Origin of the sequence: Chryseobacterium scophthalmum, assembly GCF_900143185.1 — a bacterium.
Taxonomy (GTDB): Bacteria; Bacteroidota; Bacteroidia; order Flavobacteriales; family Weeksellaceae; genus Chryseobacterium; species Chryseobacterium scophthalmum.
On the sequence record NZ_FSRQ01000004.1, the window covers coordinates 197,522 to 214,252 of the forward strand.

The following is a 16,731-nucleotide window of genomic DNA, read 5'->3' on the forward strand; positions in this document are numbered from 1 at the left end:
GGCTGTCTTCTGGGAAAAGACAGCCTCTTTTTTTAACATTTATCAAAATCTTAATTAAAGCAGTGAAATTTATTTTACTGCTTTTTTTTATATTATTACTATCTTATTTTAAAATAAATATTAAAATTAATAATCGTGTATAGGTAATTAATATTTAAAATAATAATTTCGCCCAGATTATTTACACAAACTGAAAAAATAAAATGCATCATTCTATATTATTGGTTTTAGGACTTTTGTTTTCTGTGTTTATGCTGGTCATGTTGGCTCAGCGTATCAAAGTGGCTTATCCTATTTTTCTCGTTATTGCGGGTTTAGGAATCAGTTTTATTCCGGGAATTCCACATGTAGGTTTAGATCCGGAAATCATATTTCTGATATTTTTACCACCATTATTATATGAAGCGGCTTGGTACACTTCATGGACAGATTTTTGGAAATGGAAACGCCCAATTGCTTTGCTGGCTTTTGGTTTGGTATTTTTTACTTCAACAATCGTTGCTTACTTTACCTCTTCTTTCATTCCTGGGTTTACGCTTGCTTTAGGATTTCTTTTGGGTGGAATTATTTCTCCGCCCGATGCAGTTGCAGCAGCTACCGTTTTAAAAGGAATGGGAGTTCCGAAAAGATTGATGACGATTTTGGAAGGTGAAAGTTTGGTAAATGATGCCTCATCGTTAATTGTTTTTAAATTCGCTTTACTTGCCGTTATTACCGGGACTTTTTCAATGCAGGAAGCAACGGGACAGTTTTTCTTAGTTGCAGGAATGGGGATTGTTGTCGGTCTTGTCGGAGCGCATATTATGTATATCATTCACAGGTTTTTACCGACAACTCCGGCAATTGATGCGGCTTTAACGGTAATGACGCCTTATATTTTATTTCTCTCGGCAGAGCAGTTTCACTTTTCAGGAGTAATGGCAGTGGTTACGGGAGGATTATTTATTTCGTGGCGTTCCCATGAGATTTTTAAAACTGGAAGCACAAGATTAAATATGCTTGGAGTTTGGACGACGTTAATTTTCGTGATGAATGCTGTTGTTTTCGTATTGATCGGATTGGAGCTTCCCCAGATTGTTGAATCTCTGGGAAATTATTCAGTTTGGCAAGGCGTAAAATATGGAGCAATTGTAAGTTTAATCATTATTTTACTAAGATTTTTATGGGTTTTTCCTATTGCCCATATTCCGAGATGGTTGAGTTCAAAAGCGAGACAAGATCCTTCTCCGGGTTGGAAAGGCCCTGTTGTAATCAGTTGGGCGGGAATGAGAGGAGTTGTTTCATTGGCGACTGCGCTTTCAATTCCGTTTTATCTGGATAATAAAGGAACACTTTTTCCACAGCGTGATCTTATTATTTTTATCACCTTCGTTGTGATATTTATTACTTTGGTTTTTCAGGGTTTAACTTTACCTTTTATCATTAAATTAATTAAACTTAAAGAAATAGATAATATCGCTCCTGAAGAAGAGCAAAAAACAGGAATTCAGCTTATTTTAGACAATACTGCACTTCAGATAGTCAATAAGAAATATGAAGGTGAATTAAATGATAATGAACTGGTTGCTTTTTATAAATCTAATTTAGAATCTGATATTCAGGTTGCCAATAAACGATTGGAGTCTTTAGAATGTGACGAAACTGAACATCGGGAAATCAAAAAATATCATCATCTGCTTTTAGAAATTTACGCTATTCAAAGAAAAGAATTATTCAGAATGAGAAAAGAAAAACTTTTTTCAGATGAAGAAATCCGTAAAGCCGAGCTTCAGCTCGATTTGAATGAACTGAAAATCATAGGAGGAGGTCATTAACTTTTTGCATATTTAAAATACTAAACGCAAAGATTTAGTAAATGAGTAAAGCTTTTAAGAAGCAAAGACGGCAACAAGTTGCGATTAAGCTTGAAAAACGTGCGCTTAAAATCAATTTATTATAAATAATGCAGAAAAAATGAAACCTTTGCGTTTAGAATTTTAAATATTAATAAAAGCGGATATTCAATTAATTTAAAAACATGAATACAAATTCTCATTACAAGCTTCAGCATTTCATTCCCTGGACGCGTGCTAAAATTTACAAAATGCTCGTGTTGAGTATCATTCCCACGCTTCTTTTTTATTTTTTAGAATTAAACTGGTTGGCAATTCCTTGGGTTCCTATTGCATTGTTGGGAACAGCAACCGCTTTCATTTCGGGATTTAAAAATACACAAACCTACAACCGAACCTGGGAAGCGAGACAGATTTACGGAGCAATTATCAACAGCAGTCGTGCGTTCGGAATTATGGTGAAAGATTTTATAAGGAATAATGATAAACTGAAAGAAGCTGAACTTCATACTGAAATTATTTACCGCCATTTTGCATGGCTTACTGCTATGAGATTTCAGTTGAGAGAAACCAAAAGCTGGGAAAATGTAAAAGTAAGAAGTTACTACAAAGAATATCTGAAATATTACAAAGTTCCGGAGTGGGAGAGTGATTTGTCGGAAGAGCTTAAACCTTTTCTTTCTGAAAAAGAGCAGGGTTATATTTTATCGACCAAAAACAGAGCGACACAAATTCTCGCCATTCAGTCAGAACATTTGAGAAAGCTTAATGAGGAGGGCTTAATATCAGATTACAATTATGTGGCTTTAGAAAATCAGCTGAAAGATCTTTATGATCAACAGGGAAAATGTGAGCGGATTAAAAACTTTCCGTACCCGAGACAGTTTACAAGCATCAATTTATATTTTACCAATATGTTGTGTTTTTTGTTACCGTTTGGTTTTTTGGGAGAGTTTTCTAAAATGATTGATAAATTTGGTGAGCATATTATTTGGCTTACTATTCCTTTCACTGTTTTGGTGGGTTGGGTGTTCCTTGTTTTGGAGCAAATCGGTGAAAGTACCGAAAATCCTTTTGAAGGAAATCCTAATGATGTTCCGATCACTCAGATTTCAAGAAATATTGAGATTGATCTTCGGGAAATGCTTGGTGAAACGGATCTTCCACCTGCATTGCAACCTGTCAATAACATTTTAATGTAATATTTTATCTAAACTTTAAGTCTGTAATTAATCAGATTAAATGATTTCTTAAAAATAATACGATTGATACTCTGTAATTTATCTCTAATTCTAATAAAATTAATAATTATAGTTTGCAGATAATGAAAAAAGCTATATATTTGCAACCACAATAACGGAAGATAATTCTTCCAGGCATTGCAAAAGATCCGGTAGTTCAGCTGGTTAGAATGCCGCCCTGTCACGGCGGAGGTCGCGGGTTCGAGTCCCGTCCGGATCGCATAAGTTTTACAATTTTAACTTTAAAAAAATTGATCCGGTAGTTCAGCTGGTTAGAATGCCGCCCTGTCACGGCGGAGGTCGCGGGTTCGAGTCCCGTCCGGATCGCAACTACAATATCAAAGTAGTACAAAAAGCTTTAAAACGTATGTTTTAAAGCTTTTTTTGTTTTATGTCTGTTCAAAGAGAACTAAAAAAGCATAATCTGAAAGTGACCTATTCAGTGACCTGTTGAAATAGGTTAAAAAGGTCACTGGAAATTCAGACAAACCCTTTTCAGCAGCTGGTTCAGCAACTGAACATCTTGTGTTAAGTTTTTACTAAGGTTAATTTTAAATCTCAAAAGCTAAACGATATGAACAAGACATTCAATTTACTTTTCTATGTGAAGAAATCGAAAATCAATTCTGTAGGAGAGTCTCCTATTTATTTGCGGATTACCATCGACGGCAAAATAACCGAAATAAGCACAAAGCGTACAGTAAAGCCTACGAAATGGAATTCTGCAATGCAGAAGGTTAGTGGCTCTTCGGAAGAATGCAGATCCCTTAATTATTATTTGAAAACATTTGAGCAAAAAGTTTACGATACCTATCACGAATTAATCAGAGATAAGGAAGCCGTAACTTCTGAGGCTATTAAGAATAAGTTAGTAGGTAGAGGTAGAATAACCCGAACACTCATTCCCGTTTTTCAGGATCATAATGATCGAATGGAGAAACTTATAGACAAAGAATTTGCCCAAGGAACGTTAACCCGTTATAAGACCTGTCTGAAACATACCAAAGATTTTTTGAAATGGAAATATAGTATTACCGACATTGAAATAAAAAAGATCGATTATGCTTTTCTAAACGATTTTGAATTTTTTTTAAGGACTGAAAGATCCTGTAATAATAATTCTGCAGTAAAATATATCAAGAATTTTGGTAAGATTATACGTATCTGTCTTGCAAATGGATGGATGGAAAGAGATCCTTTTATGAACTATCATTCTAAGTTTAATGAAGTGACAAGAATGTTCCTTAATGAAAAGGAGATAGAAGTACTTTTTGCCAAAGATTTTAAAAATGAGAGATTGTCTTTGGTAAGAGATATTTTTCTGTTCAGCTGTTTCACCGGACTAGCGTACATTGATACTCAAAAACTAACATATCAAAATATCAATTTGGGACTTGATGGCTCTCAATGGATTTATACAAAACGTCAGAAAACTAAAACTACTTCTAATATTCCCTTACTTTCTCAAACAGAGAAAATTATTGAAAAATACAAAAATCATCCAGTATGTCTTAATAATGGAAAGTTGCTGCCTATTCTGAGTAATCAAAAGATGAATGCATATCTTAAGGAGATTGCCGACCTGTGCGGAATTAACAAAGAATTGACCTATCATATTGCACGACATACCTTTGCAACAACGATAACTTTATCTAATGGGGTTTCCATTGAAAGTGTTAGTAAAATGCTAGGTCACAAGAGCATTAAGACAACACAGCATTATGCGAAAATACTTGATAAAAAAGTCAGTGAGGATATGATGGAATTGAAGCAAAAATTTACTAATAAGGAAATTGTTGTAATTTTTTAGGTAACTCATTTTTGCTGAAGGATTCTTGATAATTGTAATAATAAAGATTATCTACTGAACTCTGGAAAAAACCTTAATTTCAAGGAAATCGGACTGCGTTTTCCCATCATCTATGTGAAACACTCTTTCGATTTTTATTGATTTATAATAGCTAATTAATTGAAATCTGTGAGTATCATTTATATGTTATTTAATAAGTAATGTATTAAAAAAATGCTCAGCAAAAATAAAACAGTGGTGACTATGAGCAAGAAAATGTTGTTCTCGTAAAATGTATTATTATTAATACGTTTTTTGTTATTGTAGTAATTAATATATGAAAATAATAAAACTATAGCTCCAACAATGACAATTACAATCCCTACAAGACTGGAATGTCCATTTTGAGCGTGCACTGTGTTTTTAGCTTCTGCAACTAAAGGTATCTGCTTAAGAAATAGGGAAAATTTAACTAGTATGAATCCGAAACCCATCAATGCTATCGATGTTCGCATCCACGCAAGAAATGTTCTTTCATTTGCCAAATGTTCACTGGTATGATTTGGTTTATCTTTATTCATATCTTATTCAAAATTTATCTTATGCCTACAATAGCTAACAATACCAAATTTACAAATTAAGTTTGAAATAGATTTTTTATCTATTAGCAATTTGCAACAAAATAAAATGTTCTAGGTTACATATTGACGGTTTATATTCAGAAGAAATATATTATATTAGAAGAAATATTTTTGCAATGGAACATACTGAATTTTCTTCCGATGTCATTTCTTCACAGGAATTACTTGATAAGCTTTACCAAAATGGTAATATAAAAACCTACCGGGAAGGTGAAATCATTTTAGATGAAAATGCTTCGATCCGATCTATACCAATTGTAATGAAGGGATTGTTGAAAGTAATACGAACGGAAGAAGATGGAAGAGAAATATTATTATACTATATTAAAGCAGGTGAAAGCTGCATTATGTCTTTTCTTGGTGGAATGCATAATGAAAAGAGTATTGTAAAGGCAGAAGTTGAAGAAGATTCCGAGATACTTTTCTTACCTGTAGAAAAGGTTTCGCTCTTTATCAAAGAATATCCGGAATGGCTGGACTATATTTTCAGACTATATCACAAACGCTTTGAAGAATTACTGGATATTATTAATGCTATAGCTTTTAAAAAGGTAGATGAGCGACTACTAAATCTTCTTACTAAAAAAGCAGAAATAGCAAATTCAAATACTATAGTCGTTACTCACGAGCAGCTTGCGAATGAACTTGGAACAGTAAGAGTTGTTGTTTCCCGACTTCTAAAGCAATTGGAAGATTCTGGAAAAGTGAAATTGGGAAGAAACAAAATTATTTTTTCAGATCTGAACTAAAATTTTCTTATGTAACAAAAGTAGCGGTGCAGTAAAATAGAAATATCCATTTTTGTCATATAAAATTAAAGAGATGGAAATTTTCGGATACATTGCCGCAATATTTATTGGTATTTCCTTAGGGCTGATAGGAGGAGGGGGAAGTATTCTTACTGTGCCTGTCTTAGTATATCTCTTTGGTATAGATGCCTTCGTAGCCACAGAATATTCACTTTTCATAGTTGGAATCAGCAGTGTGGTAGGTTCATTTTCCTACTTTAAGAAAGGGCTGGTTAATATAAAAACAGCTTTGGTTTTTGGTGTCCCGTCAATAATATCTATTTTTTTGACCAGAAATTTTATTTTGCCACTGATTCCTGATGAAGTTCTTACAATCAGTACTTTAGTGGTTACCAAAGATATCTTATTACTTCTGATTTTTGCATTATTAATGATTCTCGCATCGTACAAAATGATTCAAAGTAGAGTAGCGCCGCAGATAGAATCGATTCATTTTAATAAAAATAACAATCTTTTGGCAGCAGGGCAAGGGTCGGTTGTCGGGGTGCTTACTGGTTTGGTCGGTGCGGGTGGTGGCTTTATGATTATTCCTGCACTCGTCAATTTGCTCAAGACACCAATGAAGGTAGCCATCGGTACCTCGCTTGTCATCATTTCCCTGAATTCCCTTATCGGATTTTTCACTTCAATGCACAACGTCCCGATCAACTGGAAACTACTTGCAACGGTCTCATCCATTTCCATAGTGGGGATTATTATAGGAGCACAATTGTCAAAAAAAATAGACGGTAGAAAACTCAAACCTGCTTTCGGCTGGTTCATCTTAATAATGGGAATTTACATTATTGTAAGAGAGCTTTTAATGTAGCTTTTGAGCATCTTTTGCAGCGTGAGTTTGTCGGAAAATTATTGCATCCAGGTTCGCTGATTCTCAATAAAAGAATTCAGTTATTTTTATTCGAAAAATCTATTTTGTATTTTAGAAAAGAGAAATAAACTGCTCTGTAACAAAAGTAACCGTATATGTAATCTTAAACATATATTTTTGAAATAAATTAATTAAAATGATAGAAGTTATAAAACAACCCTGGCCGTGGTATATTGCGGGTCCGTTAATAGGGCTTACAGTTCCGGCTTTGCTGATACTGGGTAACAAATCTTTTGGAATCAGTTCATCTTTAAGGCATATTTGCGCAGCGTGTATTCCAGCCAACATTATTTTTTTCAAATACGACTGGAAAAAAGAACTCTGGAATTTGTTTTTCGTTTTTGGGATTTTGCTCGGTGGAGTTGTCGCATCTCAATTCCTTATGAATCCTGGAGAATTATCGATTAATCCGAATCTGAAAGCCGAACTTGCAACCTACGGAATTACCGATTACAGCAATCTCGTTCCTGCTCAATTGATGAATTTTGCGAGTCTTTTAACGATAAAAGGTTTCATTACTATGGTTGTCGGTGGATTTTTGGTAGGTTTCGGAACCCGTTATGCAGGTGGTTGTACCAGTGGACACGCCATTATGGGATTGGCAAATTTGCAGTTACCATCACTTATTGCCACAATATGCTTTATGGCAGGAGGTTTTCTAATGGCGAACGTGATTTTGCCGATAATTCTTTCACTTTAATTTAAAAAAATATGGCAACAGAAAAAGATATACGTCATCAGGACAGCGTTTGCACCAACGAAAGTCATCTTACTCACAAATGGTATTACAATCTTAAATACCTTTTGGTAGGAATTGTATTTGGGATTGTATTTGTAAAAGCAGAAATCATCAGCTGGTTCAGGATTCAGGAGATGTTCCGTTTGCAGTCGTTTTTTATGTACGGCGTAATCGGTAGTGCAGTTCTTACAGGAATGATTTCAGTGTTTATTATTAAGAAATTCAACATCAAAACAATTTACGGGGAAAGGATTTCAATTACACCGAAGAAATTTAACAAAGGACAAATCTATGGCGGGCTGATTTTTGGATTTGGCTGGGCAATGACGGGTGCCTGTCCGGGACCTCTTTTCGCACAGATTGGAACAGGTGCATTGGCTGTTGGAGTTACTTTGCTGAGTGCCATTTTTGGAACTTGGGTCTATGGATATTTGAGGGATAAATTGCCCCACTAATATATTTTCAGTAAAAATCTAATCGTAAGAGACTGATTCAATTTTGAATCAGTCTCTTTTTTACAATATTATTTGATGACTGTTGTTAATATTGAGGTATTTTGAGTTTATTTTTAAATTATTTTATATTTTATGCTTAGTTTTTAGCTTATGTAACAAATGTTACTTACTGTTTTTATCAGATTATTTAGCTTTACAAATCATCAAAAAGTCTGGCTATGGAAAATCATTTTCAAATCATCATTATCGGAGCAGGAACAGGAGGAATTATGACTGCTGCTTCTCTCATAAATACCAATGAATCCCTCAATGTTCTCATCATAGACCCTTCCGAGAAACATTATTACCAACCAGCGTGGACTCTCGTAGGAGCTGGAACTTACGATTTTAAAGACACAGCAAGACAGACAAAAGATTTAATTCCCAATGGTGTAACCTGGCTTAAAAACAAGGTTACAGAAATTCATCCCGAACAAAACAAGATTTCTGCAGATAATGGCACGAGTTATTCTTACGAATATCTCGTGGTTGCACCTGGGCTGGTGAATAATCTTTCTCTGGTAGAAGGTTTAGAAGAGGCGGTGAAAACGGGTATTGTTTGCAGTAACTATATAGATCCCGAGTTTACGTGGAAATCTCTTCAGAGCTTTAAAGGAGGAAATGCGCTGTTCACTTTGCCTACAACGCCCATCAAATGTGGAGGCGCGCCGCAAAAGATAATGTATCTTGCCGCAGATTATTTTAGGAGAAAAGGTATTTCAGATAAGGTAAAAATTACTTTTGCGCTTCCCGGTGGTGTTATTTTTGGCGTAAAAGAAGTCGCTGAAACGTTGATGAAAGTCATTTACCGTTACCATATCGATTTAAAAACACTGCACGGACTTTTTAAGATTGACCCGGTGAATAAAATTGCCTATTTCAAAAACGAAGATCGTATTGTTGAGATTCCGTTTAATTTTCTTCATCTTGCGCCGCCACAGGAAGCTCCACGTTTTATTAAAAATTCAGTTTTAGCTAATGAGGCAGGCTGGCTTGATGTTGATATTAACAGTCTTCAGCACAATAAATTTCAAAATATTTTCGGAGTAGGAGATGTAGCCGGACTTCCAACTGCAAAAACTGGTGCTGCAATTCGAAAACAAGTTCCTGTAGTGGTTTTAATCTCATCAATATGATTTTAGGTGCAAAACCAGATAACAAATCTTATAATGGATATTCTTCGTGCCCGCTTGTAACAGGTTACGGAAAAATGGTTTTGGCAGAATTTAACTATAAAAATGAGTTCACACCAGACCCGAATCTCAAAAAGATGCTCATTTCAGACAGTTCAAAAGAGCATTGGAGACTTTGGATTCTCAAGAAATATATTCTCCCGTATCTCTATTGGAACAAAATGCTGAAAGGAAAAGAAGTTTGAAATGTATACCAAAAAAGTTACGTCAATAATTTTGGTGTTTGCTTTTTCAATGGTTAAAACGCAATCTGTTAATTTAGATAATCGTGATAAAGTCATCATCTCAGGAAATCTACGAAACTTTTTGATGTCAACAGACAATCTTACAGGTACCGATTATTGGGCAGATGCTTTAGCAGGAAATTTAAAGGTTGAATACAAACCCGTAAAACGTATTTCCATTGGAGTTTCTGCTTCGTATCTTTCTAAAGTTGCATCATCAGATTTGGAAGAAAAGGATTTGAAATCCGGAAAATCTTCCAAGTGGGAACGGGAACTTTTTGACTTATCTTCTCCTCAGAATCTTTATGCCGTTTCAAGGCTTAATCAGTTGTATTTACAATACGAGAAAGGGAAATCAAAATTTACGATAGGAAAAATTCCGATTAAATATTCTCCGCTTATCAATCCAAGTGACGGCAGAATGTTACCTATAGAATATGGCGGATTGAGCTGGAATTTTACTTCCGGTAAATCACAGGTTGATGTAGCATTGCTGAATTCTGTTTCAATGCGTTCAAATTCAGAATGGTCAAAAATGAAAGACGCAATCGGAGTATTGGATAACGGATTTCAACCAGACAGCTCAAAAGCAGATTATCTCAGTGAAAATAACAGCACAGGTGTTGCCATCTTTCACTACGGAAGAAAATTTCGAATTGCAGATATTAATTTTTACAACATACATTTAGATAAAACACTCAATACATCTTGGTTTCAGCTGGGTTTAAATTTTCCTAAATGGGATTTTGGGTTGATTTACAGTTATCAGATTCCGGATTCTTACCAAAGTCGATTAAAATATTACGAAAGATATGTCCAGCCAGATGAAAACGGTCAGGTTGCAAGTTTTTTGTTTCGATATAAGATCAAAAATTTCGCTTTGGAGTTTGCTTATTCTAAAGCATTTGATACCGGCAGATTTTTATTTCCGAAAGAATTGGGAAGAGATCAGTTTTTCACATCGCTTCCGAGAAGCAGATTGGAAGGTTTTGGAAATGTTGATATTATAAAAGTTTCGGTCTTATTTCATCATGGAAAATGGTCGGCTCACTCAGATTTTAGCATCAGCAACGGAGTTTCCGAAAATGATTTTAAAAATAATAAGTACAATACAGATGATTTTTTGCAATGGAATAGCTTTGTCGCTTACAAAGTCAGTCATAAACTGGAAGTTGATTTGCTTTACATTTTTAAAAGAAATCTGCAAAGCTCAAACCCAATTGCAGTCTATCAAAAGACCAATTATAATCAGTTAAATTTAATTACGAATTATTGGTTTTGAAAAATTTAACTTATGTAACAAAAGTAGCGGTATAACACTTTGTAAACCCCGAAATTTGTACTATAATATTAAAAAAGTATAACCCTAAAAAATTACATTATGTTTTTTCAGCATATTTATGATAAGAGCCTTGCGCAGGCTAGCTATTTAATAGGATGTCAGGCAAAAGGTGAAGCCATTGTTATCGATGCCAAAAGAGATATCGATACCTATCTTCAGATTGCCAAAGAAAATAATCTCACGATTACACATATTACAGAAACTCATATTCACGCCGATTTTTTGTCGGGTTCTAGAGAACTTGCGGAAGTGACGGGTGCAAAAATGTATCTTTCGGATGAAGGTGGTGAAGATTGGCAATATCAGTTTCCACATACCGGATTAACGAATGGAGATATCATTAAAGTTGGAAATTTAACTTTAAAAGTCATTCACACGCCGGGACATACGCCGGAAAGCATCAGCTTTTTATTGACCGATCATCCTGCAACGGACGAACCGGTGATGATTTTTACAGGAGATTTTGTTTTTGTGGGAGATATAGGAAGACCAGATTTATTGGAGAAGGCGGCCGGAATTACAGGAACTCAGGAAAAAGGAGCGAAAGAAATGTTTCATTCTGTTCAGGATTTTAGCAGATTGCGGGAGTTTATCCAAGTTTGGCCGGGACACGGTGCAGGTTCGGCTTGCGGAAAAGCTTTGGGTGCAGTTCCGAGTTCAACGGTAGGTTATGAAAAAATCAGAAACTGGGCTTTTCAATATGAAGAAGATGAGGAAGGTTTTGTAGAATATCTGCTGGAAGGACAGCCGGAACCTCCAAAATATTTTGCAATGATGAAAAAACTCAACAAAGTGGAAAGACCTTTATTAAAAGAAGTTCCAAAACATCCGAAACTTTCCAAAGAAGAATTTTTGAAAGCTTATCAAAATGGAGTTAAAATTATAGACACGAGAAATAAAGTAGATTTTGCCCAAGGTTTTATACCAAACAGCATCAATATTCAGGGTAATAATTCATTTTCCACGTGGATGGGATGGATTGTCAATTATTCCGAGCCGTTTATTTTGGTTGCTCAGGAAGAACAAATGGAAGATCTTACCAGAAAACTGATGAGAATCGGGATGGATCAAATGATGGGCTATATTGATGACGTGAAAAATTTAGACTTAGAATTACAGACTGCCGATATTATTGATATTGAGGAATTCAAATCTTATCTGAACAGAGATAATATTCAGGTGGTTGATGTAAGAAATAAAACCGAATATGACGCAGGACGTATTGAGAATGCTGAGAATGTCTTTGTGGGAACTTTGGAGGATAATCTGGATAAAATTTCCCATGAAAAACCAATTGTAATTCATTGTCAAAGTGGCGACAGAGCAGCAATTGCCTATTCTCTACTGAAGAAAAACGGTTTTGAGAACGTCAAAAATTTCTCTGGCGGAATGAAAGAATGGACAGAAAAAGCAAACCCTGTAAAAAATTAAGATGGATTTATTATCAATGTTATTCGGAAAAAAAGACAATGCTGCGCTGGAAACTGCGTTGGGAGAAGGTGCTTTTTTGGTAGATGTAAGAACGCCCGTAGAATTTGCTTCGGGAAGTGCTGAAGGGGCTGTTAATATACCTTTGGATGTCGTCAAAGACCAGATTTCCAAGTTCAGGAATAAGAAAAACATCATTGTTTTCTGTAGAAGTGGAAACCGTAGCGCAATGGCAAAAGGAACATTGGAACGAAACGGAATCACGAATGTTCTCAACGGTGGCAGTGTACAGAATATGATAAAACTAACGGAACAATAATGAAAGATTTTTGGGACGAAAGATACCGCCAGTCAGATTTTGTGTACGGAGATCAACCAAATATCTATTTTGCCGAAAAATTGGCTGAACTCACTCCCGGAAAAGCTCTTTTTCCTGCTGAAGGAGAGGGTAGGAATGCTGTTTATGCGGCAATTCAGGGTTTTGAAGTTGAGGCTTTTGACCAAAGTGAAGAAGGCAAAAAGAAAGCGATGCAGCTTGCTGAAATAAACTCGGTGAAAATAAATTACACAACGGTTTCGGCAGATACAATAGGTTATAAAAAAGAAAGTTTTGACCTTTTAGTAATGGTTTTTGCCCATTTTCCTGAAATATTGAGGCGGGATTTGCACAGATGGTTTTCATCGCTTGTGAAGAAAGGTGGGGGAATTATTCTGGAAGGTTTCAGTAAAGAGCATTCTAAATTTCAAGACGAAAATCCAAATGCAGGCGGACCAAAACATTGGGAAATGCTTTATGATTTAGAAGAACTGAAAACTGATTTTTCCGATTTCGATTTTCAGGAAGCATATATTTCCGAAACCATACTGAGTGAAGGCGCTTATCACAAAGGAAAAGCTTCGGTTGTACGCTTTTTTGGTACAAAAAGATAAAGAAAAGTATGGATAATTTATTTAAAAACTGGAACTTTGTAAGGTTGCTTCGTCTGGCAATGGGAATTTTCCTTGTTGTAGAAGCCACACAATCTGGAATGTGGATTTTGGTGGCTGTCGGAATGGTTTTTGTTGTAATGCCACTATTCAATATCGGCTGTTGTGCTGCGGGAAACTGTTCTGTCCCAACAAGAAATTCAAAAAAAAATGGGGATAAGGTTGAATATGAAGAAATCAAATAAAATCTGAAAAATGAATAAATTTCAGGAACTAATCAGTCAGGAGAAACCCGTATTGGTAGATTTCTTTGCAGAATGGTGCGGTCCATGCAAAATGCAGGCGCCTATTCTTCAGGATCTCAAAAAGAATATTGGTGATGTAGCAAGCATTGTTAAAATTGACATCGACAAAAACCAGGCGGTTGCCTCGCAATTCGGAATCCGAAGTGTTCCTACTTTGATGATCTTGAAAAATGGAGAAGTAAAATGGAAACAATCCGGTGTTTTTCAGGCGGATGAACTGGAAAGATTAATCAAGCAAAACCTTTAAAATGTATAAAAACCTAATCGTTGTATTTTTTCTCATCGCAATTACAGGATGCGGAAAAGCTCAGAGTAACAAAAGCGAGAGCAGTCTTCCTGCCAAAGAATTTTCTAAAAAATTGGACCAGACCAAAGATGCACAATTGGTTGATGTAAGAACACCTGGAGAATTTCGTAACGGTCATCTTAAAAGTGCAATGAACATCGACTGGAATGCAGATGACTTCACAGAGAAAGCAAAAGCGCTCGATAAGGATAAACCTGTATTTGTGTATTGTATGAGCGGACCCAGAAGTACGGCCGCCGCTGCAAAACTTCAGGAAATCGGTTTTAAAAATGTATATGAAATGCAGGGAGGAATGATGAAGTGGAGGAACGCTGAGCTTCCGGAGATCAAAGCATCAACTGCTACAGGAATTAGTCTTGCCCAGTATAAGGAAATGTTGAAAAGCAATACTCCCGTTCTGGTGGATTTTTATGCAGAATGGTGCGCTCCCTGCAAAAAGATGGAGCCTTACCTTAAAAAGATGGCTGCTGAAATGCCGGATAAGGTGAAAATTTTAAGAATAGATGCAGATGCAAATACAGAACTCTGCAAAGAACTGAATGTTTCTGCACTACCGGTCCTGAAGCTGTATAAAAACGATAAATTAGTCTGGGATAATTTAGGTTTTGCAACAGAGCAGGAAGTGAAAAACAAGATTGCACAATAATGTATTTCATATAAATTCTGTTAATGTTTTTGACCTTAGTAATTAAAAATTTATATTTGCAGGAATGACTTATCAGAAATTAAATACCAATCATATAATGAAAAGCGTTATTGCAATGTTTTTCATTATATGTATTTTAATTTCTTCCTGCGCTGTAAAATACGGTATCAAAAACCTACTCAGTCTGCAGCCTTCCGCTAAAAGTCATACCTCCGCACCAAAGGAGAAATTTACCACCAACACAACCACGGCCTCTGTCTGCAACTTTTGCAAGGAAAGAGAAATTACCGCTAAAAATGATACCCATTTTTCAGTGGCGGAATTTCAGGAGCTTGCTGCATTTACATTCATTCTATTTGCAGGGGCATTTCTGTTTATAAATCTTAGAGAACATCCATTTTACAGTACTTCCAAAATTGGAATTACGGTTCCCATCTTCATACAATACCGCAAACTTATCATTTGATTTAAAATTTAATTGGTCTCTTCTTGTAGAGACTCAAACGATTGATTTTAAATTTTTATTAATCCTTATCGGAATCATTTCGGTAACTGTTAATCTTTCATACAATGATAAGAAAAAGTCTTTCAGTCCTTATTTTTGGGCTGATTACTCAGCAGTCTGTCCTTTATGCCCAGCAAGAATCACTTTTGGGTAAAATATGGACAGAAACACAAAAAAACTATTCAGGGATCCGTGCAGCCGAGTCTGCAATAGAATCTTCAGAATATAACGAAGAGACAGTAAAATCCAAGGCATTACCACAGGTAAAGCTTCAATATCAAAATACCTACGGAACATTAGAGGGAAGCAGTGGTGGTTTTTTCCCACAGTCCGGTTTTTTTAATGTTTCCGGAAACAGGAATTCGGGCTCCTCTTTATCCTCAAACAATTTCGGCTCAGCCATTGCGGAGTACGAGATCTACAACTTCGGGCGTCAGAGATCCGAGGAAAGATCAGCAAATGAGTTCACACAAAAGCTCAGGACAGATAAAGAATCCTATTTGCTGAGGCTCAAAAAATTGCTATCACAACGTTATCTTGACTATGTCTTTAATGGCGCCAAGCTCAGATGGGCAGAGAGAAACTCGACGAGGCTCGAAGAAATCCACAGTTCAAGCAAAGCCCTTTCGCGTGCCGGTCTCAAACCGGAAGCAGATTCTGTACTTACCTATTCATCGTACGTTCAGGCATTGGCAATGCAAGATAATTGGTTTGGAAAGCAGCAGGCAGCCACAGAAAAACTTAAGGAATTTTACATTGATAATTTTAAAGTAGAGGATTACCAGGTCAGTCATTTTCTTGACCCTGAAATAAATTCTTTTAACAGTGAGAAGGTTAATCCATCACATCCTTTTTTAAAGTCCATCCATCAGGAGTCCGAATACTATCAGACCAAAGCGGAAACAGAGAGAAGATCATCACTTCCGTCGCTTAAGATCTTGGGAGGTTATGCTTACAGAGGTTCAGGATCCGATCCATATGGCAATGTCTCAGGGAAATTTACCGATGGTTTCTCCAATTCTGCCAACAATGCTCTTGTTGGACTTGGATTGACGTGGAATATCAGCAGTCTTCATACGAACAGGCAAAAAGCCAATATGCTGTCAAAAGAAGCGGAACGTCTGGGTTATCTCGAAAACCAGTATCAGCTATCAATGCAGACTGAGATTAAAGCCCTTGAAAGCAGGATTGTAGAACAGCAAAAACAACTTAAGAAAGAAAGTGCTTCTGTGAAAGGCGCATCAGATGCCTACGAAATGTATGTAGCAAGATACAAGAGTGGTCTTATTACCCTCACTGAACTGTTACAGATCCGTCAGATTCTTGAAAATGCAGAAAAAAGTCAGATCGATGCCGCAAAAGAATTCTGGGAGCAGGTCATAGCAAAGGCTGAACTCACCGGCGATTTTGATTATTTATTTACCCAACTTTAAAATTTTAG

Annotated in this window: 17 protein-coding genes, 2 tRNA genes and 1 pseudogene; 18 read left to right on the forward strand and 2 right to left on the reverse strand. The window is 36.0% G+C overall.

Annotated features, from left to right (window positions below; genetic code table 11):
* Positions 1 to 203: 203 nt before the first annotated feature.
* The 5 genes from BUR17_RS17575 to BUR17_RS17595 all read left to right on the forward strand — a co-directional run bounded on the left by BUR17_RS17575 (position 204) and on the right by BUR17_RS17595 (position 4,883).
* The gene (locus BUR17_RS17575; protein WP_074231886.1) at positions 204 to 1,814 is read left to right on the forward strand and encodes a Na+/H+ antiporter; all 1,611 of its coding nucleotides are present in this window, start codon (positions 204 to 206) and stop codon (positions 1,812 to 1,814) included.
* Positions 1,815 to 2,017: 203 nt separating this feature from the next.
* Positions 2,018 to 3,034: a bestrophin family protein gene (locus BUR17_RS17580; RefSeq protein WP_074231887.1), complete on the forward strand. Its 1,017-nt coding sequence runs from the start codon at positions 2,018 to 2,020 to the stop codon at positions 3,032 to 3,034.
* A gap of 185 nt (positions 3,035 to 3,219) precedes the next feature.
* A tRNA-Asp gene (locus BUR17_RS17585) sits at positions 3,220 to 3,293 on the forward strand.
* Between the two features lie 33 nt (positions 3,294 to 3,326).
* Positions 3,327 to 3,400, forward strand: a tRNA-Asp gene (locus BUR17_RS17590).
* A gap of 247 nt (positions 3,401 to 3,647) precedes the next feature.
* The gene (locus tag BUR17_RS17595) at positions 3,648 to 4,883 is read left to right on the forward strand and encodes a site-specific integrase (RefSeq protein WP_034741491.1); all 1,236 of its coding nucleotides are present in this window, start codon (positions 3,648 to 3,650) and stop codon (positions 4,881 to 4,883) included.
* 179 nt (positions 4,884 to 5,062) lie between these two features.
* On the opposite strand, the gene BUR17_RS21265 is transcribed toward BUR17_RS17595, so the two are convergent.
* The gene (locus tag BUR17_RS21265; RefSeq protein WP_034741488.1) at positions 5,063 to 5,443 is read right to left on the reverse strand and encodes a YidH family protein; all 381 of its coding nucleotides are present in this window, start codon (positions 5,441 to 5,443) and stop codon (positions 5,063 to 5,065) included.
* 176 nt (positions 5,444 to 5,619) lie between these two features.
* Between BUR17_RS21265 and BUR17_RS17605 the strand changes: the two genes are divergently transcribed.
* From BUR17_RS17605 to BUR17_RS17660, 12 genes and pseudogenes are all read left to right on the forward strand, one after another.
* Positions 5,620 to 6,252, forward strand: coding sequence for a Crp/Fnr family transcriptional regulator (locus tag BUR17_RS17605; RefSeq protein ID WP_034741485.1), 633 nt, complete (start codon positions 5,620 to 5,622; stop codon positions 6,250 to 6,252).
* Between the two features lie 73 nt (positions 6,253 to 6,325).
* Positions 6,326 to 7,120 (forward strand): sulfite exporter TauE/SafE family protein, encoded by a 795-nt coding sequence (locus BUR17_RS17610; RefSeq protein WP_034741481.1) that lies wholly within the window; start codon positions 6,326 to 6,328, stop codon positions 7,118 to 7,120.
* A gap of 196 nt (positions 7,121 to 7,316) precedes the next feature.
* A complete protein-coding gene (locus tag BUR17_RS17615) occupies positions 7,317 to 7,880 on the forward strand; it encodes a YeeE/YedE family protein (RefSeq protein WP_034741478.1) in 564 nt (187 codons plus the stop codon).
* 11 nt (positions 7,881 to 7,891) lie between these two features.
* Complete coding sequence (locus BUR17_RS17620; RefSeq protein WP_034741476.1) at positions 7,892 to 8,374, forward strand: DUF6691 family protein; 483 nt, start codon at positions 7,892 to 7,894, stop codon at positions 8,372 to 8,374.
* A 218-nt stretch (positions 8,375 to 8,592) separates the two neighbouring features.
* Positions 8,593 to 9,791 (forward strand): annotated as a pseudogene (locus BUR17_RS17625) (NAD(P)/FAD-dependent oxidoreductase).
* A 1-nt stretch (position 9,792) separates the two neighbouring features.
* A complete protein-coding gene (locus tag BUR17_RS17630) occupies positions 9,793 to 11,112 on the forward strand; it encodes a hypothetical protein (RefSeq protein WP_034741471.1) in 1,320 nt (439 codons plus the stop codon).
* A 99-nt stretch (positions 11,113 to 11,211) separates the two neighbouring features.
* Complete coding sequence (locus BUR17_RS17635; RefSeq protein WP_034976041.1) at positions 11,212 to 12,603, forward strand: MBL fold metallo-hydrolase; 1,392 nt, start codon at positions 11,212 to 11,214, stop codon at positions 12,601 to 12,603.
* A 1-nt stretch (position 12,604) separates the two neighbouring features.
* Positions 12,605 to 12,919, forward strand: a complete 315-nt coding sequence (locus BUR17_RS17640; protein WP_034741465.1) for a rhodanese-like domain-containing protein — start codon at positions 12,605 to 12,607, stop codon at positions 12,917 to 12,919.
* Positions 12,919 to 13,530, forward strand: a complete 612-nt coding sequence (locus BUR17_RS17645) for a class I SAM-dependent methyltransferase (protein WP_034741462.1) — start codon at positions 12,919 to 12,921, stop codon at positions 13,528 to 13,530. The genes BUR17_RS17640 and BUR17_RS17645 overlap by 1 nt, the downstream gene beginning before the upstream one ends.
* 8 nt (positions 13,531 to 13,538) lie before the next feature.
* Positions 13,539 to 13,772 (forward strand): hypothetical protein, encoded by a 234-nt coding sequence (locus BUR17_RS17650; protein WP_034741459.1) that lies wholly within the window; start codon positions 13,539 to 13,541, stop codon positions 13,770 to 13,772.
* A gap of 10 nt (positions 13,773 to 13,782) precedes the next feature.
* The gene (gene trxA, locus BUR17_RS17655; RefSeq protein WP_034976039.1) at positions 13,783 to 14,079 is read left to right on the forward strand and encodes a thioredoxin; all 297 of its coding nucleotides are present in this window, start codon (positions 13,783 to 13,785) and stop codon (positions 14,077 to 14,079) included.
* A 1-nt stretch (position 14,080) separates the two neighbouring features.
* Positions 14,081 to 14,785 (forward strand): thioredoxin domain-containing protein, encoded by a 705-nt coding sequence (locus tag BUR17_RS17660; RefSeq protein WP_034741451.1) that lies wholly within the window; start codon positions 14,081 to 14,083, stop codon positions 14,783 to 14,785.
* Positions 14,786 to 14,960: 175 nt separating this feature from the next.
* On the opposite strand, the gene BUR17_RS21160 is transcribed toward BUR17_RS17660, so the two are convergent.
* A complete protein-coding gene (locus tag BUR17_RS21160) occupies positions 14,961 to 15,092 on the reverse strand; it encodes a hypothetical protein (RefSeq protein WP_262484514.1) in 132 nt (43 codons plus the stop codon).
* A gap of 263 nt (positions 15,093 to 15,355) precedes the next feature.
* Between BUR17_RS21160 and BUR17_RS17670 the strand changes: the two genes are divergently transcribed.
* Entirely contained in the window at positions 15,356 to 16,723 is a 1,368-nt protein-coding gene (locus BUR17_RS17670) for a TolC family protein (RefSeq protein WP_034741446.1), read from the forward strand.
* The last annotated feature ends 8 nt before the right edge of the window (positions 16,724 to 16,731 follow it).